Annotated in this window: 10 protein-coding genes and 2 pseudogenes; 5 read left to right on the plus strand and 7 right to left on the minus strand. The window is 36.6% G+C overall.

Going from position 1 to position 23,317, the window contains the following annotated elements:
• Positions 1–78 precede the first annotated feature (78 nt).
• The 7 genes and pseudogenes from B3P17_RS10605 to B3P17_RS10635 form a co-directional block, all read right to left on the minus strand.
• Positions 79–1,321 (minus strand): annotated as a pseudogene (locus B3P17_RS10605) (exo-beta-N-acetylmuramidase NamZ family protein).
• A gap of 1,384 nt (positions 1,322–2,705) precedes the next feature.
• Positions 2,706–3,206 (minus strand): annotated as a pseudogene (locus B3P17_RS15830) (MFS transporter); the annotation flags it as partial.
• A gap of 25 nt (positions 3,207–3,231) precedes the next feature.
• Positions 3,232–4,527 carry a SpoIID/LytB domain-containing protein gene (locus B3P17_RS10615; protein WP_252636450.1) on the minus strand — a complete coding sequence of 432 codons (1,296 nt, stop codon included), beginning with the start codon at positions 4,525–4,527 and terminating at the stop codon, positions 3,232–3,234.
• Complete coding sequence (locus B3P17_RS10620) at positions 4,512–5,465, minus strand: DUF4922 domain-containing protein (RefSeq protein ID WP_252636449.1); 954 nt, start codon at positions 5,463–5,465, stop codon at positions 4,512–4,514. Before B3P17_RS10620 ends, B3P17_RS10615 begins: the two co-directional genes overlap by 16 nt.
• A gap of 85 nt (positions 5,466–5,550) precedes the next feature.
• Complete coding sequence (locus tag B3P17_RS10625; RefSeq protein WP_252636448.1) at positions 5,551–7,008, minus strand: glycosyltransferase family 2 protein; 1,458 nt, start codon at positions 7,006–7,008, stop codon at positions 5,551–5,553.
• A 10-nt stretch (positions 7,009–7,018) separates the two neighbouring features.
• Positions 7,019–8,497, minus strand: a complete 1,479-nt coding sequence (locus tag B3P17_RS10630; RefSeq protein ID WP_252636447.1) for a sodium:solute symporter — start codon at positions 8,495–8,497, stop codon at positions 7,019–7,021.
• Positions 8,498–8,509: 12 nt separating this feature from the next.
• On the minus strand, positions 8,510–9,673 hold the full coding sequence (locus tag B3P17_RS10635) for an exo-beta-N-acetylmuramidase NamZ family protein (protein WP_252636446.1): 1,164 nt from the start codon (positions 9,671–9,673) through the stop codon (positions 8,510–8,512).
• 556 nt (positions 9,674–10,229) lie between these two features.
• On the opposite strand from B3P17_RS10635, the gene B3P17_RS10640 reads away from it, so the two are divergent.
• From B3P17_RS10640 to B3P17_RS10660, 5 genes are all read left to right on the plus strand, one after another.
• A complete protein-coding gene (locus B3P17_RS10640) occupies positions 10,230–12,086 on the plus strand; it encodes a PQQ-binding-like beta-propeller repeat protein (RefSeq protein WP_252636445.1) in 1,857 nt (618 codons plus the stop codon).
• Between the two features lie 150 nt (positions 12,087–12,236).
• Complete coding sequence (locus tag B3P17_RS10645; protein WP_252636444.1) at positions 12,237–15,605, plus strand: SusC/RagA family TonB-linked outer membrane protein; 3,369 nt, start codon at positions 12,237–12,239, stop codon at positions 15,603–15,605.
• A gap of 11 nt (positions 15,606–15,616) precedes the next feature.
• Complete coding sequence (locus B3P17_RS10650; protein ID WP_135104077.1) at positions 15,617–17,377, plus strand: RagB/SusD family nutrient uptake outer membrane protein; 1,761 nt, start codon at positions 15,617–15,619, stop codon at positions 17,375–17,377.
• 108 nt (positions 17,378–17,485) lie between these two features.
• Positions 17,486–20,026, plus strand: a complete 2,541-nt coding sequence (locus B3P17_RS10655; RefSeq protein WP_252636443.1) for a glycoside hydrolase family 9 protein — start codon at positions 17,486–17,488, stop codon at positions 20,024–20,026.
• 13 nt (positions 20,027–20,039) lie between these two features.
• Positions 20,040–23,060 carry a xanthan lyase gene (locus B3P17_RS10660; RefSeq protein WP_252636442.1) on the plus strand — a complete coding sequence of 1,007 codons (3,021 nt, stop codon included), beginning with the start codon at positions 20,040–20,042 and terminating at the stop codon, positions 23,058–23,060.
• The last annotated feature ends 257 nt before the right edge of the window (positions 23,061–23,317 follow it).

A 23,317-nucleotide genomic window follows, 5' to 3' on the forward strand; every position in this document is an offset into this window, starting at 1 on the left:
TGACAAAAGTGACACTTTCTCGGTACGTTTATATTGTAACCTTTTACTTTGTAATTTTCAAATTGGTATCTCAAATAACTATTTATATAGATAATATTTTTTTGATGTCTTTTTAAAAGGTTCTGTTTCTTTATACCAAAAATCTTTTATATCATCGAATCTATTATTCTTAGCAAATGTAAGTCTTACATAGTCACTTCCCGAAACCTGGTCAAACATTCTATAGCGTTTATCATTCGCATTGTCAAAAATAGCTTTGTCAGGATACAATCTAGCTATTTCCTGCATCACATAAAACTGTATTTCGGATAAACGAGCTTTTTCATAATTCATTATATGTACTTGTACACCTTCCAGTTGCTCTCCTTGTCCTACAGAATAGAACGGTTTCAGATATATTGGTCTGAAATGTATCCCCGGCAAGTTTAATTTGTTAAGATTATCTGCCAGATCGCTGGCTTTGATCCATTGGCTAGCAAACATCTGGAACGGAATTGTATAACCTACACCGATAGACATATAGCCTAATTCTCCTAAGATTCCGGATACGGGATACATAACTGCTGAAATTGGTTGTGGAATATGAGGTGAAGATGGAATCCATTGCAATCCTGTTTGCTCGTACGTCATTTTACGCTTCCAGCTTTTCATTTTTACTATTTGCAGTTTACACTTNNCACTGTTTGCTTAGCATATTCTCTCCGTTTAGCAACAATGCTAACTCGCCGCAAGTCAACCCATATACATAAGGTATTTTAAATTGGCTTACAAAGGAAATAAATTTGTCGTCAACCAATCCGCCTTCAACTTTTAAACCACCCAGAGGATTTGGTCTGTCGAGAACTACGAACTCGACATTGTTTTCCGCAGCAGCCTGCATTGCTAGTCCCATTGTACTAATGTAAGTGAATGACCGGCAACCTATGTCTTGTATATCATATACCAGCACATCAATGTTTTTAAGCATCTCGGCAGAAGGAAAACGTGTTTTTCCATGTAATGAATATACAGGTAATCCTGTTTTCGGATCTGTTACATTATCTACATGATCTCCTGCGTGCGCATCACCTCTGACTCCATGTTCGGGAGCAAAAAGTGCAACTAACTGTACATTCTTTGCTTCATGAAGAATGTCTATAGTCGATATCATATTATTGTCTACCCCTGTAGGATTTGTTATAAGTCCCACACGCTTTCCTTCCAATATTTTAAAGTTTTGTTCTTTTAAAACTTCAATTCCTGTCTTAATCTTTATCTTCTGGGCGAAGGTTGTAAAAGAGAAGAATAATAATAGTGATAATATTATAGATACTTTTTTCATTGTTGATTGCTTTTTATTGTTTTTAAGATTCTTTATCCGTTGCTTTACCATAGCTTGGATTTATCTTCAGTAAAGAAACTGCAATGATCGGAATAATGCTACAGATCATTACCCAAATGAAGAAGTGATTGTATCCTAATTGTTCTTGCAGCCATCCTGCAAACATACCCGGAATCATCATACCCAATGCCATAAAGCCTGTACAGAAAGCGTAATGGGCAGTCTTATGTGTTCCTTCTGAAAAATAAATGAGATATAACATATAAGCTGTAAATCCGAATCCGTAACCAAATTGCTCAATAAAAATGCAGATATTTATTATTATAAGGCTATCAGTTTGTGTAAAGCTTAGATATAGGAATGTAGCAATAGTAAGCAGCATGCTTAGTGTCATTGGCCACAACCATTTCCTTAATCCGCCCTTTGCCGCCACAAATCCGCCTATAATACCACCTAGTGTAAGCCCGATAATACCGATCGTACCGTATACCAATCCTACTTCACCTGTAGTTAATCCCAATCCTCCGATATCTTTCGAATCTAATAAAAATGGATTGATCAGTTTTAGTAATTGGGCTTCGGAGAAACGATATGTCAACATAAAAAATATTGCTGCTGCTGCTTGAGGTTTCTTGAAAAACGAACAGAATGTAACTTCAAACTCTTTGAATATAGATTTGGCTGTAATATGTTGGTGAGGTTTATCTGAATCAGGCTTAGGTAACACAACCCGATGATAAAAGCTGAAGAATATAAATAATCCTGCTAATACGAAGAAGGTAATAGACCATGCAAAAGGAATATTTCCCGATAGTCCTTTATATTCGGCTGAACTAGCAGTAGTTAATGTGGGATCTACCTGGAAAATAAGGTATGCGGGTTTATTCCAGTTACTTTCGGTAAAGGCGAGCCTTTCTCCATGTATCAGCGAAATGCTATTGTCGCCTCTATTTATCGACGTGTTTAAAATCATCTCTTTCCCATCTTCGGGACGTTTAGATAACCATACAGCAACTAATGCTATGTTGCCGGTATGCTCAGACTTGGCTACAAATCGTTTTTCGCCGAAATTTGTTTTTATCCAGTTTCCCAAAGGTTTGGATACATTCTTAGTCCATAAGCTTTCTTCCTTTTCTATAATTAGTGTATTTGAAGTATGCTCTTTTGCTGTAAATCCATTGTTCTGATTTAATTTTGCAACACTATCCATAAAGACCTTGAGACTATCTTTATTTACTCCATGCGTACCGATTTTTACTACAGCTTCATTTACGATGAAGTGTATATCCCCATCTTTTTCAGTAATATTTTGTACTTCCGGTACAAATAGAGTAGATTGGGTATATTGTGGGGATACATCGATATTCACTTTCAGAGGCTCACATCCGGATGTACTTTCCAGAAAGCCTGCAAGAATAATAAGTATACCTTGCCCCATAATGGTAGCAATACGATAAAAGGTACTTCTGATTCCCACATATTTTGCTTGGTCGTTAGTGTTCAATCCTAGCATATAAAATCCATCGGCCGCAATATCATGAGTGGCAGAGCTAAATGCTAATAGCCAGAAGAATGCCAGTGTTGCTTGGAAAAAGACGGGTAGGGGAATAGTAAAAGCAATTCCTGCAAATCCTGCACCGATAAGTATTTGCATAGTTACTATCCACCAACGTTTTGTTTTTAATAAATCTACGAATGGACTCCAGAAGGGCTTGATCACCCACGGTAAATATAGCCAGCTGGTATACAGGGCTATATCTGTGTTTGATATACCCATTCGTTTATACATGATCACCGAAATGGTCATTACCGCAACATAAGGCAGTCCTTCAGCCAGATAAAGAGATGGAATCCATGCCCACGGTGATTTTTTATTTTCTTTCATGGTTTTATCCTTCGTGTAAATTTATTTAATATAACTTTTCAATAGTTGCATCGATATAATAATGCAACAATATTTGATTGTATTGATAGCCTTTTTCACCCATAACTGCAGCACCTATCTGGCAAAGGCCAACACCATGTCCCCAGCCGGCTCCTGTTAAGATGAATTGATCATCTTTTTTGTCGACAGTAAAAGCGGAACTGTACAAGTGAGATTCGGACAAAGTACGCCTGATTTCCAATTCTTTGCCGATGGTCATGGTTTTCTTAGATCCTACTATTTTCAGCTTGATTAATCGTCCTGATGTTCCTCTTTCTATAGGGATTAGTTCTTGAATTCTTCCGAAATCTATCCCCGAACGTCTGTATGCCAATTCGGATAATTCTGTTTGAGTATATACTACTTGCCAACGATAAAAGTCGGTTGTTTCCTGATCATAATTATTCAGAACCTGACTCAATATCTTTTTATCTTGCGTATTGCAAAATGCAGAAGGACGAGTATGTATCCATCTTATCGATTCCTGTTCTTGTGTCAGATCAGGTATATCCTTTGTACTGTCATCATCTCTTAGTTTTACTAGGTAGGGGAATTTTGTATCTTCCCAGCAGTTTTGAAACTCCTCGACAATTCCTCCGCAACATTTAGAGAAGCGAGCATCACATATTTTGTTTTCAGACTTTAGTACTTGTCCTCTGGTCTCTTCTATTGCCTGCTTAACGATGTTAATATTTGAGTTGGCTCTTGTTATGCCCTGATAACGTTGACAATGGTCGTCTGCGCAAACATCAAAATTAACGTGGTCTTCTCTGTCGTACCAGCGAATTCTTTCATCTTCGGTTTCGATAAAAGTGGTATATTTTTCTTCTTGTGCAATAATTTCACGATTCTTTTCTATTTGGGCTAAGAGCCAACTGCGAGATATCACTGCATGAGCTTTTAGTAATTCGAGGGAAGCAGTGGCACTCATCTCGGAGGAGATAACACTTGTCAGATAATCTTCTACACCAATGATGTTGATTGCGGTGATAGTATCATTCTCTACTATTAGTTTCAATGCTCCTTGAAACTCTTGATCCTCCTTGCGTTCCCAGTGGAAGTTGATACCGATTACTACATCTTTAATAGTGAATGATGCATTTTTATGTTTTGGTTCGAAATATAATTCACTATAGGCGTTTCCATTCCATACGATTTTTCCATCGATGAAAGAAACGGTGTTTTCTCCAGAGGCTTCTTGTCCTTGGTATAAATAGGCATCATTGAGAATAAAAGTTATTTTTTTATTCCATAAAATGCCGACACTTACTTTTGGTTCCATACGCTTTGTTTTATCTTATCGGTAATAGACTGCATTTGTTGGCTGTCGATACATATCTCTTTTAATATGAGAGAGATGTCATCTTTCGTAATCTTCTCAAAATCTTTTTCAAGAGGGGTAATAAATACACCTCCCAAATCTACAGAGGCAGGGCTGATTAGCAAGTTTTCTTCACCTTCGGCAAAAAAACAAGCCGGACGGTGCTTTTCTCGAGGAAAGACGCAACTGTACCATATGTCATTGTCGTACCAAGTGATAATATTCATCATTGGTTCTGTGTCCTCTTCTTTTATCTCAAGGAGATTATATAACAGCTTAAAAAAACGGATGGCTTCTTCTCTATCTTTTGTCTCAATCAAAAAACAATTTCTTTGATAGTTTTTTAATACAGAAGCCGCTGTTGATTCGCTTGTATATATCGTTTCTTTTGGTAGGGACTCTATGTCATTTTCTATTGGCAAGAATCCTTTTATCCCCGCCTGAAAGTGCGCGTGGTCGGGTGCTGAAGCCCCACATTTAGGTCCATTGTAAAATATAGTATATTCACACAGGCTTTTTGCCAAGTCGAACATATCACCATATCTGTTGAAGATAAGTTGATCGGTATGCTCGTATGTTGGTATTGTGAAGTGTTCAGGAAAAATAGGAAATGGATTTACAAGTATCTGATAGTTTTTGGCAAAGTCAATTCCTCTTTGTTCTTTTGGTAAGTTATTAGGACAAAGAAAGCATTTTCTTTCCTGTATGGATTTCGCATCTACTTTTGCAGCAGACGATTGAATGCGTGCAGGATTGAATTGAACTCTTATTTTAAATCCATCAAATAGAACCTCTTTTGTTTTTACGCAATTGAGAGCTTCAAAATTTATTCTTGCCAAATCCCATTCTTTCAACTGGGATTGTAATAGTTCTTTTGCTTCTTTAGATGTACGATCCATATCTTTTTATTTGGTATCAAAAAATGAGGGCTTTTTCATGAGTAGTAAATCCAACCCTCATTTTTTCAAACTTTTTTAATTACAATTACCTATTGCTTTTGTTAAGAGCAATACGAGCTTCAACTTCCCATGTACGAATTCTATCCTTATATGTATTGTGTGCATTCATCTTCACTATGTCTAATGATGCATCAGAGTTGTCATCCCAACGGCGGCAGAGATATAAGACATCATATATACGTCCTATTTGGTAGTTGCGCGAAAAATGTAGGCCTAACGCATAATCTTCTCCGTAACTGGTATTCGGTACTTTGATTTCTCTCAGAACCGGCGTATAAAATGCACGTGGAGCACCCAATCCGTTTATACGCAATGCATTGTTTCGCCCATTGTCTGGTGTCCATTCTTTATGATCAATAATACCCGGAGGTATCATCTTCATATCGAAGTCAGTAAGCATATATGTTCCTACTACCATGGCGCAGTTTTGTTCGTAGAATGCATCTACTATTTTTTGCAAGGTATTTTCATCAGAATATACATCATCACTATCCAATTGGACTGCAAATTTTCCACACTTCGGGTGGTGTACACCGGCATTCCAACAGCCTCCTATTCCCAGTTCTTTATTTTCGGGAATAACGTGGATAAGGCGTTCGTCTGTAAATTTTTCAATAGCTTCGGTAGTGCCATCGGTAGAATAGTTATCTACGATAATAAGATTGAACTTAAAGTTTGTTTTCTGGCTTAGTACAGATTTTATCGCATCAGAAATCGTTTTGATACGGTTTCTGACAGGAATTACTACCGAAGCCTCGTACTCAAAGTTTACCTGATCAAATTCTACTTTTCGGAAGTTAGGAGCTAAGTATGCACCAATTTTCTTCAGGTGTTCTGTACATGCTTTTTCCATCTCAATTTGTACTTCCCGATTCTTGGGGTCTACGTAGTCAAAAACTTTTTCGCCGCTTTTACGGGTATCGTTTTCTATTTCTGTATATAAATATTCATTTATATGTACAATCTCGGCTTGTTGAGATACTTTTAATCGAAGATCATATATTCCTGCAAACTTATATTCTGTCTCCATATCGGCTACAGCTTTTTTCAATCTATCAGACTTGTATATTAATACTGATCCGAAATTGAAATCGTCGCGCAAACTCCCTTTCTGGTATGTGATTACAGGGCTGTTTTTCTTTTCGTTATTTGCTATTTGATAATGATCGGCATACACCATTCCTGCTCCTGAGTCAGCTGCGATTTGCAACATACGGTCTAAGGCGAACATGCCAAGGCGTAGACTTGCAGACTTCGTGTAGATCAGGGTATATTCAGCGTCGGCTTTAGATGCTATTTTCTTTATTGTCGCTGTTGAGCGTAGCGTATCTATATCTAATATGTCGCAACCTTCAATGGTTTCTTGATTATCGTTTTCTTTTAGCAGATATATTTTATTTACTAACTCAGATTCCTTAAGAGATAATACAGTCTCTTTTGCTTGACTTACGCTTTGAAAAGGTATAAAACAATTTATCTTCATCGTTTTCAGTTTATTTCGTTTGATAATATTCTACTGTTGATTTATTTTTAGTTGTAAGGATAAGTAATCCTATGAATGTTAATATAGCATTTATAATTAATATTTCGTAGCTAAACCTATATCCGTTGAACCATATTTCGGAGTTTTTATCCAGAATAAAACAGATTACAGGTGCTATAATTGTAACTAATGGTATATATCTGTCTTTAACTGCCTTTTTCGTAAAAATACCAAAGGCAAATAAGCCTAATATCGGACCGTACGTATAGCTAGCCAGAATATATACGGCATCAATAACGGAGGTATTGTTAAGTAGGTCTATTATGATGATTGTCAGTCCCATCGTTATAGCCATGCCTATGTGAACTTTTTTCCGTATCTGTGCTACCCCTTTCTCTGATTTTTTCTTTGTACTTTCCAGTATATCTACTGTAAAAGATGTGGTTAGAGCGGTCAGGGCCGATCCCGCAGCAGCATAGGCCGCAGATATCAGACCGATAATAAACAATATGCCTACTATAGAGGGAAAATATCCGCCGGTGGCTAGTAGAGGAAATACTTCATCGCTTTTTCCGGGAATAGATATATTATTCTGAGATACATAGGTATATAATAAAACTCCAAGCATTAAGAACAATAGATTAATTATTAATTGCATAGAACCACTGATAATAATGTTTTTTTGAGAATCGCTGGAATTCCTACAGCTCATATTTTTCTGCATCATATCTTGATCTAGTCCCGTTGTGGCTATTACAGTAAATATGCCGGCAAGAAACTGTTTGAAAAAGAAGCGTCTATCATTTATATCATCAAAGAAAAAAGTTTTAGAGAAATCATGTTCGTTAATGCTTGATAACATACTCGAAAAATTAAGACCTAAGTCTGAGGCAATATAATAGATACATAATCCTACGGAAACAATTAAACAGAATGTTTTTAAAGAATCCGTCCATATTAATGATTTTACTCCACCCTTGTATGTATAAAGCCATACCAGTCCCACAGTGAACACCACATTCAGAATAAAAGGTAGCTTAAGTGGTGCAAAAACTAATAGTTGTAATACGATGCATACTAGAAATAATCGAACAGCAGCTCCCAGCATCTTAGATATGAAAAAGAGCCAAGCACCTGTTTTATATGATGCAATACCAAAGCGGTTTTCTAAATATTCATATATGGATGTCAGGTTCATCTTGTAAAATAAAGGAACCAGAACAAATGCAATAATAAATTGTCCAACAACAAACCCCATCACCATTTGCATATACGAAAATCCACTGGAGGCAACCATACCCGGCACAGATACAAAAGTTACTCCAGATATAGCAGATCCAATCATAGCAAAGGCAACGACATACCATGGCGATTTACGGTTTCCGGTAAAGAATCCCTGATTGTCTGCTTTGTGCCCTGTTATATATGATATGGCAAAGAGTATGCTAAAATAAAATGCTATAGTTAATAGTACTAATATAGGACTCATTCAACTGTTTTTTTATTCTTCGTATAATAAATAAGGCTTCCGCTGATTCTTGAAGTTTTCAACGTCATCTTTCCACATTTCTTTAATCTCTGAGGCAGATTTTCCTTGTTTGATCATATCTCGTACATAACTTACCCCAATGAGTTTTTCAAAAAAAGGAGTAAAGAATTTGTCTCCCAGGTTTAAATTTTTATATGCATCTATAATATACGAGAGATCGACTCCTTTCTTGTATATATCTTCGTCGGATATGTTTCTTAAATCAACTCCATAGCATTTTTGATTTAAAAGAGGCGGATTCTTTGCGCCGGATATGCTTTTGGGTGTAAAAGAGAATGTATATCCTTTCATTTGAGGATGACCGTATACCTGAAATGGATAAGTTGTACCTCGTCCCAAACTCACAGGTGTCCCTTCAAACAGGCATGTTGACGGATACAGATATATTGATTTCATATTCGGTAAGTTAGGAGATGGAGCTATCGGCAATTCATAAAGAGTTTTATGAGTGTAATTTTTGCATTTAACCACTGTCAGGTCACAGATGCGGTTTTCACTAAGCCAATGTTCTCCATTCACCATCAGAGCCAACTCTCCTAAAGTCATTCCATGTACTACGGGTATTGGGAGCCATCCTACGCCAGATTTATATTTCATGTCTAGTATCGGCCCATCTACATAATGACCGTTTGGATTAGGGCGATCTAATACAATGAATTTTTTATTGTATTCTGCACATACATCCATAAGTCTTACCATCGTTATATAATAGGTGTAGAATCGAAGACCAACATCCTGTATGTCGAATAGCATAACATCAAATGAATCCATCGCTTCTTTACTTGGTTTGCGACTGTTGCCGTCATATAAGGATTTTATAGGTATACCTGTTTTTTTGTCCACCGAATTAGAAACATGCTCTCCAGCGTCAGCATCACCTCTAAATCCATGTTCAGGAGAGAAGATAGACGTTACATTAACCTTCTCTTTTACTAATATATCTACTAAGTGTTTATTTCCAACCATGCCAGTATGGTTAGATAATACAGCTATACGCTTATCTTTTAATAATGGTATGTATTCTTCTGTTAATTCCGCAGCAACCGTCGGGCTATTCTGTCCGTATATGTTTGCCATAAAGAGCAATAAAAGGGCTATATTCAAAAGTCTTTTCATAGTTTAATCCTTTGATTGTTAATTCTAATTTGAACTCCAAAGATAAGAGATTAGAGATTATATAGTTCAGTGGCTTTAATTTTATTAGGATTACACAACAAATATAAGAGGATATCTTTAATTAGGTATCTTTATTGTTGTAATAAATAGCTAAATTAACAATAATTTTGTGTTATATACAAATATTTGCTTTTTGTGTAGTGTTGCTATGTGTAATTTCTTTAAGTATCTTTGTTTGATTCTTATTTTGGGTTTGTATTTTCTCTTTTTGTCGTTGTTTTTAGTATTTGGCATGGTTTAATGATATTAATATATATTATTTTCTGCTTATTTGGGTTCGTGTGCTTTTTCTATTTTATATGTATAACATATTATATATTAGATATATATTTTACTCTGGCGAGTATCTTATTGTGTAAAATTTATGTATAAAATATAATAAATATTAAAATTGATGAATAACTCGAAAAATGTATCTAAAAACCTTATATATTTGTATAGTTCAAGTCGGGAAGTGATCTTATTTATTCAGCTTATCTATACAAACCTTGTTTATATGAAGAACCTATCTTGCCGTTTACCTCTATTAATATCCTTATTGTTGCTTGCTGGAATAATAAAAGGGCAAAGTTTCAACTTTGCTCTAGTAACAGATACGCATGTAACGAAAGATTCTTTGGCTTATAATGATTTAAAACGTACTGTTGATCAGATCAATAAAACGCCCGATATTAGTTTTGTTTTGGTTACGGGTGATTTAACTGAAGAGGGAGATAGGGCATCTTTAGAAAAGGTAAAAGGTTTGTTGGATCAACTTAATGTGAAATATTATCCGTTATCAGGCAATCATGAGACTAAATGGAGCGAATCCGGTGCTACTGATTTTGGCCATATTTTCGGCTCAGAACGATTTAAGTTCGAATATAATGGAATTACATTTCTAGGATTTGCTACAGGGCCAATAATTCGGATGATGGATGGGCATGTTGCTCCCCAAGATATCGCATGGTTGAGAAATGAATTTTCATCTGCTAAGCCAGGCACTCCTTTTGTTCTTGTAACACACTATCCTTTGCAAGATGGAGATGTCGATAATTGGTATGAAGTAACAGATTTAGCAAGGAAATACAACGTTAAAGTAGTTTTAGGAGGTCATTACCATCGTAACCTATTGTTTTCTTATGATGGGATACCCGGTATTTTGAATAGATCTAACCTGCGCGATAAATCGGATGGACTGGGAGGCTATTCCTTATATAGAGTAACACCAGATTCAATATTGGTTTATGAACATAAAATAGGACAAGAACCTAAAAAATGGGGCGGGTATTCTTTAACTAAAAAATATTACACTGAAGATAATTCTATTTATAAGCGACCATCAGACTCTGTAAATCACATTTATCCTCAAGTAAAAGAAAAATGGATTACAAATATAGGCAACACTATATATTCATCTCCTGTTGTTTATCAGAGTAAAGTTTATGTCGGAGATGATTCGGGCATTCTATCTTGTTTGGCTTTGCGAGACGGGAAGGAGATTTGGCGCTTTAAAACAAATAACAGAATTGTTGGTACTCTAGCTGTAAGCAACGATATTGTTGTTTTTGGGTCTGCAGATAAGTATATATATGGCATACAAGCAAATACAGGTAAACAGATATGGAAATATCCGGCAAAAGAAGCTGTCTTAGGGGCTGTCACAATTGAAGACGGAATTGCCTATATTGGGGCTAGTGACCATACAATGAGAGCTATAAGTGTAAAAGATGGCTCGCTTGTCTGGGAGTACAGTCAGGTTGAAGGGTATATAGAGACTCGTCCTTTAATTTATGAAGACAAGGTTATTTTCGGAGCTTGGGATAATAATATGTACGCTTTGGACAAAAATACAGGAGGTCTCTTGTGGAAATGGGATGGCGGTCTGACTCGTATGCATTTTTCTCCGGCAGCGGTGTGGCCTGTAGCTGCGCATGGTAAGGTGTTTTTTACGGCTCCGGATAGGGTGATGACAGCTGTAGATGCACAAACGGGCAACACAGTTTGGCGCACAAAAGAATCAATGGTTCGTGAGACAATAGGTCTATCCATCGATAAAACCAGATTGTATAGTAAAACAATGCAAGATAGTGTTGTTTGTTATTCAGCATTAAGTGATGCTCCGAATAAAATATGGTCTGTTAATGCTTTTTATGGATATGATCATGCCCCATCAATGCCAGTGGAAAAGGATAATATTGTATATGGCAGTACCAAGAATGGAATTGTTTTCGCTCTGGATGCGAGAACGGGCAAACTACTATGGAAACATAAAAAAGGTAATTCATTAATAAATACAGTAGTTCCCTTAGGCAATAAAGAATGTCTATTTTCTTCTAGTGAAGGGATTGTTGGTGTTCTGTCTGCTCAATAAAAAAGAAAATCAGAAATTAAATATTTGTATAACCTTTTATTAAATAAACGTATGAAAAAAAAGCTATAAGCCTAAAATTAATCCTTAATCTTCTCATGTTTTATACTTATTAAGAAAAAGTATTTTTTAAATTTTAATAAACAAAGTATTATGAATAACTCAAAAACAAACAGAAAAACACTGTCAAAGAGAATTCTTTGTTTGTTAGCTATTGGGCTGGTTTGCTCATTTGCCATGAGTGTTTATGCTTCGGGGGCGAAGTTAAATACATTTATGGAGCAACAACAAGCAAAGGTAACTATTCAAGGGAAAGTTATAGATTCTAAAGGAGAACCACTGATTGGTGTTAGCGTAACCGTGAAAGGAACAACAAACGGAACTCTCACTGATATGGATGGGGAATATAGTATTTCCACTACAGCTAATGCAACGTTGACTTTTACATATGTGGGGTATAAACCACAATCAATAGCGATAGGGAATCAAAAAACAATTAATGTAACAATGATAGAAGATGCTCAAATGATGAGCGAAGTTGTTGTTGTTGGTTTTGGTGTACAGAAAAAAGAAAATTTAACGGGGGCTGTGGCTTCTGTTGATGTAGAGAAGGCTTTAGGAAGTAAGCCTCTTACTGATGTGACAAAAGCGCTGCAAGGTATTACGCCTGGTTTGACAATTACATATAATAGTGGAAATTTAGGTGCAGGTGCTAAAATGAACATTCGAGGTGTTGGAACTATTATTGATGGAAAAGAAGCCGGAGAGCCTCTCGTATTGGTTGATGGTGTTCCTACTGATTTGACATTAATAAATCCGGCTGATATTGCAAATGTATCTGTTCTAAAAGATGCCTCTTCTGCTTCTATTTATGGAGCAAGAGCTGCTTTTGGTGTGATATTGATTACCACCAAAAAAGGACGGGCAGAAGGAGACAAGGTCAAATTCAGTTATAGTGGTAATATGGCTTTTAGTAAACCTAGCAATCTGGTTAAATTTGTAGATCCCGTTGATGAGCTTCCTGTGCTAATGGCTGCCTCTCAGCGTAATACTCCAGGGTCAAGGTCTGAATCTTTTGGGATGTATCATGATGTATTGCTTCCAGGAATTATAAAATGGAAGGAAAAATATGCCTCTAGCAGATCCTTTGATAACAAAGAAATGATTTATGGTGAAGATTGGGAAATTATTGATGGGCGTGCTTATACCTATCGGGTATGGGATGCTCACAAAGAAATGTTAAAAGACTGGACTCCGCAACAGACTCATAATCTTTCTGCACAAGGTCGCTTAGGTGATAACTCGACTTTCCTTATTTCATTAGGTTATGTTGATCAGTCTGGTTTCATGAGAATTAACACAGATAAATTGAAGCGTTATAATGCAAATTTGAGTCTTGATACAAAGCTAGCAAAATGGTTGACTTCAAGTGTTGGTATGTTATTTACTCGTAAAGATTTTAAAGAGCCTTTCAATTATTATAATTCCAGCGGTCTTAATACTATCGAAGGGGAAAACGGATATTTTGGGTATTATATGCGTTGGGGACAATATTTCCCTTATGGAACATATCAAGGAAAGTATTTCCGCCATGCTCCGGGTTTTATGAATGCAGCTAATATGAATACGCTCCAAACAGACTTGATGAGACTTAATGCATCTTTAACTGCTGATATAACAAAAGATTTGCAGTTTAAAGCAGAATATAGTTTTACAACTGAAACAATGGATCGTACAATAAATGGACACCCTGTTCAATTATTAGACTTTTGGTCTGGAGGTTGGGATCCTAATAATATAATGGGGACAGCATATAAATATGTACAGGCAGTAGGTAGTGCATATGATAAAATTGCATTAGGGAATAGTAAAGATCAAACTCACGTATTGAATGCATATGGAACATATTCTAAAAGAATATCAGATAATCATAATTTAAAAGTAACAGCAGGTACGAATATCGAGAAGAATGAATTCAAACGTTTTTATGCAGAGCGTAGAAATGTTATGGATCAAGCCTTACCCGATATACAGCTTGCAACCGGGGCTCAATATACAACATCGACTTGGAATATATTGAAACCTGCGCACAACGAATATGCTATTGCCGGATTTTTCGGACGTGTAAATTATGATTATAAAGGTAAATATTTAGTAGAATTTAATGGTCGATACGATGGGTCTTCGAATTTTCCTATAGGTCATTTATGGGCATTTTTCCCTTCAGGGTCAGTTGGATACCGTATAACAGAAGAACCATTTATGCAAGGGATTAAAAATATTATGAATGACTTGAAGCTAAGAGCATCAGCAGGATCTGTTGGAAATCAGAATGTAAAGGCAAATGCTTTCCGACCAATGATGAACATTGAAAGTGCTGACTGGATTGTTGGAGGGACATTAGTTCCTACAGTTGCTGCTCCGGGCTTAGTAGATAAAGACTTGTCATGGGAAAAAATAAGAACATATGATATCGGACTCGATGCAAAGTTCTTAAACAATATGTTCGGTATAAGTTTTGATTGGTATCAACGCGAAAATAAGGGAATTCTGAGATATGGAAAGACTCTACCTCAAGGTACAGGGACTACAGCACCATTAACTAATGCAGGAGATATAAGAACTAGAGGGTATGAACTTTCTGTAGATTTTAATTATCCAATCAACAAGGATATAACAATATATGCTAGTGCTGCTTTATCTGATTATCAAACAGAGGTAACAAAATGGGATAATCCTACAAATTCTTTAGGCGAATTCTATAAAGGAATGAAGGTTGGAGAAATTTGGGGATTTGAGACTGATCGCCTTTTCCAGAAAGATGATTTTAATGCTGATGGAACATTTAAAACAGGAATTGCAAGTCAATCGAAATTAATAACTGGTAGCTTTAAATATGGTCCTGGAGACGTTAAGTATAAAGATTTAGACAAAGATGGAGAGATCACATCGGGAGATCGTACTGCAGATAATCCTGGAGATATGAAAGTGATAGGAAATTCTACACCTCGCTATCAATATAATTTCCGTGTTGGGGCTAATTTCTATGGATTTGATATCGATGTATTTTTCCAAGGAGTAGGTAAACGTGATTATTGGGCTAGTTCTGACTTAATTTTGCCTTTATATAACCGTGCCGATGCTTTATATGCCCATCAAATGGATTATTGGACAGAAGATAATACTGACGCATTCTTCCCGAATCCATATTTTCCTCATGCAAGTAATGCTGTAGGTCAAGGTGTAACCGGATCAAATAATTTTGTGTCTCAATCAAGATATCTGTTAAGTATGGCATATCTTCGTCTAAAGAATGTAACACTTGGTTATACTTTACCGGCTACTTTAACTAGCAAAATAGGCGTAGATAAAGTAAGGGTTTATTTCAGTGGTCAAAACCTTGCTGAATTTAAGAATAGCCGTTTGCCTGTCGATCCTGAGATTAATGAGACAGAAGCTGCTTGGGGGCGTACATATCCATATCCAAGAACATTGTCATTTGGATTACAAGTTAATTTCTAAATTTTACGATTATGAAGAAAATTAAAAAATATATAAGTCTGGCTATAATCGGAGGAACAATGGCTTTCTTTACTTCATGTAATGATTTCCTTGAAAGAGACCCTCTCGATGGTTTTACAGATCAAAATTATTGGACAAGTGAAGCCAATGTGAAAACATATGCATGGAAATTTTACAATCAATTTAAAGCGTATGGTATCGGTACAGGCACAACTGCTGAGTTCTTTTTTCAAAGTGCAGGAGCTACAACTTGTGCTAACTTCTCAGATGATATAACAGCAAACTCTTATTTGCCATATCAGCCCAATCCAAGTAGCTCTAACACAGAATGGAGAGATAATTATGAGTATATCAATCGAGCAAATATTATGCTCGAAAAGATACCTACTGTACCAATGACAGATGAAGCCAAAAATCATTGGGAAGGTGTCGCTCGTTTCTATAGGGCTCTAGCGTATTATAAATTGGTTCAACGCTTTGGAGATGTCCCATATTACGATAAACGAGTGACGGATATTAATAATGTGCAGGTAGTGTATCTTCCTAGAACTAGCCGTAGCGATGTGATGGATAAGGTTCGTGAAGATATAAATAAAGCCGTAACATTGTTAAGGGAAGCCGATGAAGCTAATTCTGTAAATAAATATGTAGGGCTTGCTCTTAAAGCTAGGATTGGTCTTTATGAGGGTACTTACCGAAAATATCATAATGCTGGGGATGGAAAGGTTTTCTTACAAGATGCTAAAAGTGCTGCTGAGGATATTATTGCTTCAACGAAATTTAAATTAGTTACAGGAGCAGATGCCTATCAGTCTGTTTATAATTCGGAAGACTTAAGCAAAAACTCAGAAATGATTTTATATAAGTCATATATTCTTGGAGTACAGGCTAATTCTATTCAGGCTTATACGAACACATCTACAGTTGTAAATGGGATGACAAAGGCCGCTTTTGAAAATTATGTGTGTACTGATGGTCTTCCAATCTCTCAATCACCATTGTATACTTCAACTAAGGATTTTCAAGAAACATTAAAGAATAGGGATCCTCGTTTATTAGCAGCGGTTGAAAAAGAGGGTATAAGTTTTAGAGGTTCTGATAAATCATTATCAAGATCGAGAAAATCGTCTACAGGATATGTTATTAGTTTATTCTATAACTCTGCATCTCCTAATATAACAACCACAGGACAAAATACAATTGATGCTCCAATATTTAGTTATGCAGAGGTATTGCTAAATTATGCAGAAGCGAGTGCGGAGCTAAAGGAAATTACACAAGCGGATTTGGATAAATCTATCAATCTATTAAGAGCCAGAGCAGGCATAAAAAAACTTACATATGTAACTGAGGATAATGTTCAGGTTGACGGAGTAACAATCAATGATCCAAAACGTACAAGTGTTTTGGAAAATAAGACAGGAGCTGTTTCTTCTATTATATGGGAAATTCGTCGTGAGCGCAGAGCAGAACTTATGACATGGACAGAGCTTCGTTATTATGACCTTATGCGTTGGAAAAAGGGAGATTACCTTGATTATACTTCAAATCCCGATGTTGCTTTAGGTGCATATTTAGATAAAAGTAAATTATCAGAGAATGAAAAGAAAAATATAACGTTAAACGATGATGGTTATATTAAAGTATATCCTAGTAACAATAGAGTATTTGATGCTGGTAAAAATTATTTAAATTCAATTCCAACAGGGCAAATCGATTTATATAAAGGGGAAGGTGTTGATTTACCTCAAAATCCAGGATGGAATAAATAATGTTATAAAATCTACCTTCTTTATATAATTAGATTTATACATTCTATATAGAAGGAGACATCCTGGGATGCCAAGTTGTCTCCTTCTTTTATCTTAATCTTTTGTCACATGAAACAGCATCGCTTAGTCGCTTTTTTTATTTTTTGCATGATGGTTTCCCTGTCTTATGGACAATCTTCATGGGTAAGGATAAATCAATTGGGATATCTACCCAAAGATATCAAAGTTGCAGTATTGATCTCAACTGAAGAAATTACCCCCGATTTATCTTTTCGTGGCAATAGAGGACAACCTCCCGTGTTGCCTACAACTCAACATGGTACCCCTGATTTTTCTCTTGTTGATGCAAAAAACGGAAAAGTAGTATACAGCGGACAGGGAAAAATTGCGGATGCTGCATATTGGGGATTAAAATCGGCTTTTCGTCTCGATTTTTCTTCTGTTCAGGCAGAAGGCGATTATTATATTGAAGCTGCCGGCGTTAAATCTCCTCAATTTAAGATTGGAGCAGATATTTATGAAGGGTCTGTTGATTTTATGCTCAATTATATGCGCCGTCAACGTTGCGGGCATAATAATTTTTTAGGTACCGTTTGTCACCAACATGATGGTTTTATTGTAGAGCATCCTACCCGTACAGGGGAACATATTGATGTTCGCGGTGGTTGGCATGATGCAGACGATAAATTACAATATGTTACCACCACAGCAAGTGCTATCTATCACATGATGTTAGCTTATTATCAGGCAAAAGATAAAACAATTTTTCAAGACAATTATCGTGCTGATGCTAGTCCTGGCAGTAACGGAATTCCGGATATCTTAGATGAAATCCGTTGGGGATTAGACTGGCTATCCAGAATGAATCCTGCACCTAAAGAAATGTATAACCAGATAGCAGATGACCGAGACCATGTCGGTTATGGCTTGCCACAAAACGACAATGTGGATTATGGCTGGGGACCGGGCAAGGGACGACCGGTTTATTTCATTACCGGAGAGCCTCAAGACTTACCTAATCCCAGAAATGGAGAGATTCGACTGAACCGTACCACCGGAGTGGCTTCCTCTGCAGGTAAATTTGCTTCCTGTTTTGCTTTGGGAGCCGAACTTTTCAAGAATATAGATCCTGCTTTTGCTCAAGTATTATCAAATAAGGCAGAGCCTGCCTATGACTTTGCTCTTGAATATCCCGGAAATACTCAAACAGTTTGCGTGGTTTCCCCTTATTTTTATGAAGAAGATAATTATGTGGATGATATAGAATTAGCAGCTGCTACGTTCTATACTCTCACTAAAGAGCCTAAATGGCTCGCCGCAGGAGACTACTGGGGACAACTTGAACCCGTTAATCCTTTGTGGGCATTCGGATTTGCACGTCACTATCAATTCTATCCTTTTGTTAATCAGGGACATCACCTGATGGCAAAATCCGATGATGCAGTAACAAGTAAAAAGTTCACCGACTTTATGCGTCAAGGATTACAAACTATTCGAAACCGTGCAGGTAATGAGCCGTTTATGAATGGTGTGCCTTATGTGTGGTGCGCTAACTTTGCCATTATTGGAGCTGCTTCTTATGCTCACCAATATAAAGAGGTCTCAGGAGATAGTTCATTTCAAGAGATGGAAGCTGCTTTACGTGATTGGATTTTAGGTTGTAATCCTTGGGGATTCTCTTTTATAGGAGGTTTTCCTGAAGGAGCAGCTTCTTCCAGAACAGACGAAACTCGTTTGGGAGGATTGGTTGATGGCCCCATCAATGAAGGTTGGCATGATACATTCTTGGGCGTTCCAAAAGTGAGTCGCAGTAAAGATCCTTTAGCTGCCTTTCAGAATGGTCCGGCTGTATTTCATCAAGATTCCTATGGTACCAATGAGCCTGTGATCGATGGTACTTGTTACATGATATATTACCTCTCCATAATGGAGCAACTAGGAAGAAAGCAGTCTAATAAACCGAATAATACGGTAAAAGATGCCTATGGAGCTACTGTTAGAATCAACACAGATAAGAAAGTAATTCATTTGATATTTTCTGCAGATTCCGCTTTTGAAGGAGCTACAACTATTCTTAAGACATTAGATAAAAACAAAGCAAAAGTTTCTTTTTTTCTTACAGGGAATTGTCTTAGAATGAAAGAACATAAAGAAACCATTAAGAACATTATTAAAAAAGGACATTATGTAGGGGGACATTCAGATAAGCATTTGTTATATGCTTCTTGGGGAAATAGAGAACAATCTCTTGTGACATCAGATAGCCTTATTAATGATTTAAGGCAAAATATGTATGAACTCGAAAAGTATGGAATAAAAGAATCTGAAGTAAATTATTACTTGCCTCCATATGAGTGGTATAATAAAGAAAATGTAAGCTTAATTGAATCGCAAAATCAGATAACGATTAATTTTACTTCCGGACTGAGAACAGCTGCCGATTATACAACACCGGATATGAAAAATTATATGTCTTCTCAACAGATAATAGATCAGTTGTTTTCGTATGAAAAAGAAAATACACTGAATGGTGCAATAATTCTTATTCATCCGGGAACTCATCCTGCTAGGAAAGATAAATTATATTTGAGATTAAATGAAATTATAAAAGGTTTAGTAAAGAGAGGTTATTCTTTTGAACGTTTATGATAAATAGATTATAATGAAAAGGACGTTTTTTTTCAATATTGCTATTTTATTTCTCTCATTTTTTATAGTGAATGAAATAAAGGCTCAAATTATTTCCGATAGTATTAAAAATAATATTGGAACATACCTGACAGAATTTGCCAACAAAGATGTAAAAACAGGGAGAATAAAAATAGACTCTGTCAACGTGAAAGGAAAAACTATAAGCTTCTTTGCTGGAGTAAACCTTTCTTATATTCCTTTTCAGAAAAATGAAGTAGCTGCCATTTATAATAAAATCAAAGGTCTACTTCCCGAAAAGTATAAAAAATACAAAGTCGAATTGATTACAGATACTAGAAAAGTAGAAGATTTGGTTTTGTTTGGAAAAGAAAAAAAACAGCTGTTTGCTAACAAACTTGAAAAACCATTGATCGCAAACTTATCTCAACCCTATGTTGCTGACCGAGGGTTGCAAAATCATCACCTGGCTATATGGCAAAGCCACGGGTGGTATTACGAACAAAAGCTAGCACGCTGGGAGTGGCAGCGAGCTCGAATCTTTCAGACTGTAGAAGATTTATATACCCAAAGTTATGTATTGCCATACTTAGTACCTATGCTCGAAAATGCAGGTGCGAATGTTTTACTGCCTCGCGAACGTGATATACAGCGTCGTGAAATAATTATAGATAACGATAGAAACAAAGATAAATCGATATATAAAGAAATTAATGGAAAAGACAGCTGGACAGCTGGCTACTATGAAGGATTTGCATATTTGAAAGAGTCATATCTGGATGGAGAAAATCCATTCAGATCAGGCTCTTACAAAGAAGTAAAGACAATAAAGGCTGGAGAAGAAAGTCGATGTGAATGGATACCCGATATTCCCGAAAATGGTAAATATGGGGTATATATATCGTATAAGACTTTACAAAATAGCACCGATGATGCCCGATATACAGTATATCATAAGGGCGGAAAAACCGACTTTAGTATTAATCAAAAGATGGGTGGAGGTACTTGGATATTTCTGGGTTATTTTTCTTTTGATAAGGGTGTAAATGAAAATTGCAAAGTTGTATTGACCAATAAAAGCAATAAAGCCGAACGCATACTAACCGCTGATGCTGTTAAGATAGGAGGCGGAATGGGCAATATTGCAAGGCGGCCTCATGCCAGTGGCATTGTAACAGACAATACTAAGAGTTCTGAAACTATTGAAAATAATATAAAGAAGCTGCCTGCGATAGATTACAAACCGGAAGTAAGTGGTTATCCTCGTTATACAGAGGGAGCTCGTTATTGGTTGCAATGGGCCGGTGCTCCCGATAGTATATATAACAAGAGCGAAGGAAAAAATGACTATACCGACGATTATCAAAGTAGAGGGTTCTGGGTAAATTATATTGCCGGAGGTTCTTCTGTATTACCGAAGAACGACGGTCTGAATATTCCGATAGACCTTGCAATGGCTTTTCATACCGATGCGGGTACTACCTTCAACGATTCTATTATAGGAAGTCTGGGTATCTACATGACGCATCACAATGATGAAAAGTTTGAAAATGGTAAGACTCGCTGGGCCTCCCGTGACCTTACGGAGCTGATAATGGATGAGATAGTAAAAGATATTCGCCGCGAGTATGAGCCGCAGTGGACTCGCCGCCAGATGTGGAACCGTTCTTATAGTGAAGCCCGTGTTCCGAATGTGCCTACCATGTTGTTAGAATTACTATCGCATCAGAATTTCGCCGATATGAAGTATGGGCTCGATCCTCGTTTTCGTTTTACGGTTAGTCGCTCCATATATAAGGGGATGCTCAAATTTGTGGCCCATCAATATGGTTATGACTATGTTGTGCAGCCATTACCTGTAAAATCATTTAGTGCACAATTTTCCGGGGATACTCAGGTGGAATTAAAATGGAAGCCGGTAGATGATCTTACCGAGCCAAGCGCAAAGCCTGATCAATATATCGTATATACACGTATAGGCGATGGAGACTTTGATAATGGTAAGATGGTGAATGGTGCAAATGCGATTATGCCGATCGAAAAAGATGTATTATATAGCTTTAAGATAACTGCTGTAAACAAGGGAGGACAAAGCTTCCCTTCCGAAATACTTTCGGTATGTAAAAAGTCGAAAGAGAAAGGACAGGTGCTTATAGTCAATGGTTTTGATAGACTATCTGCTCCTTGTAGTTTTGCATCAAGAGATAGTATTGGTGGATTTTTAGACTTTATTGATCATGGAGTGCCGGATAAAGTAGAGTATAATTATATTGGAAGCCAATACGAATTCAGGAGGGTAATACCTTGGATGGATGACGATGCAGCAGGCTTTGGTGCAAGCAATGCGAATTATGAAACAACGGTTGTTGCCGGAAATACATTTGACTATCCGTCTATGCATGGGCGATCTATTGCTGCAGCCGGATATTCGTTCGTATCTGTAAGCCGTGATGCTATATTGGACGGAACTGTGGACATGAACTCTTACAAATTAGTAGATTTGATATTAGGGAAACAGCGACAGACAAAAATTGGTAGAGGTGTAAGCCCTGTTGAATTCAAGACATTTACCAAAGAGTTGCAAAGCGAAATTACTGATTATTGTAAACAAGGAGGAAATATCTTTATAAGCGGAGCTTATGTCGCTTCTGATCTGTGGGATACAGAAAAGCCTCAATTAGAAGATCAAAAGTTTGCTGTTGATGTGTTAAAATATAAGTGGAGAGTCGGGCGTGCAGCAGTTGAGGGAAAAGTAAAAACAATAGCGTCTCCATTTCCTGCATTTTCTGGCAACTATGAGTTTTATACCAAACTCAATTCCGTAGCTTATGCCGTAGAATCACCTGATGCTTTAGAGCCAGCCGGAGATAATAGTTATACAGTATTCAGATATACAGAGAATAATCTTAGTGCCGGTATTGCTCATGATGGCGATTACAAAACATGTGTAATTGGTTTTCCTTTCGAAGCGATAAAAGATCAAGCAGAAAGAGACAGTCTGATGTCAAATATTCTTTCTTTTATGTTTAAATAAAGGAAAAAGGAGGAAGTGTCCTGGAATAATACAAATTATTTCAGGACACTTTTTTATTATCGTCTATATCGTTTTATTCCCCTATATACTAGAGGGTTTTATCAAATAAAACCCGAAGAATACAATAAGTCGATTTGTTTTCGTATCTTTGTCTTTTGAACAATCGAGTTTATATTGTATCTTTCTTCGCAATGTTTTGCTCCGCCACTGTTTTAGCGGAACTTCCCATCGTAAAAAATGACGTCAAAATTAACTTT

The organism is Dysgonomonas sp. UBA7630 (assembly GCF_002483985.1).
Taxonomy (GTDB): domain Bacteria; phylum Bacteroidota; class Bacteroidia; order Bacteroidales; family Dysgonomonadaceae; genus Dysgonomonas.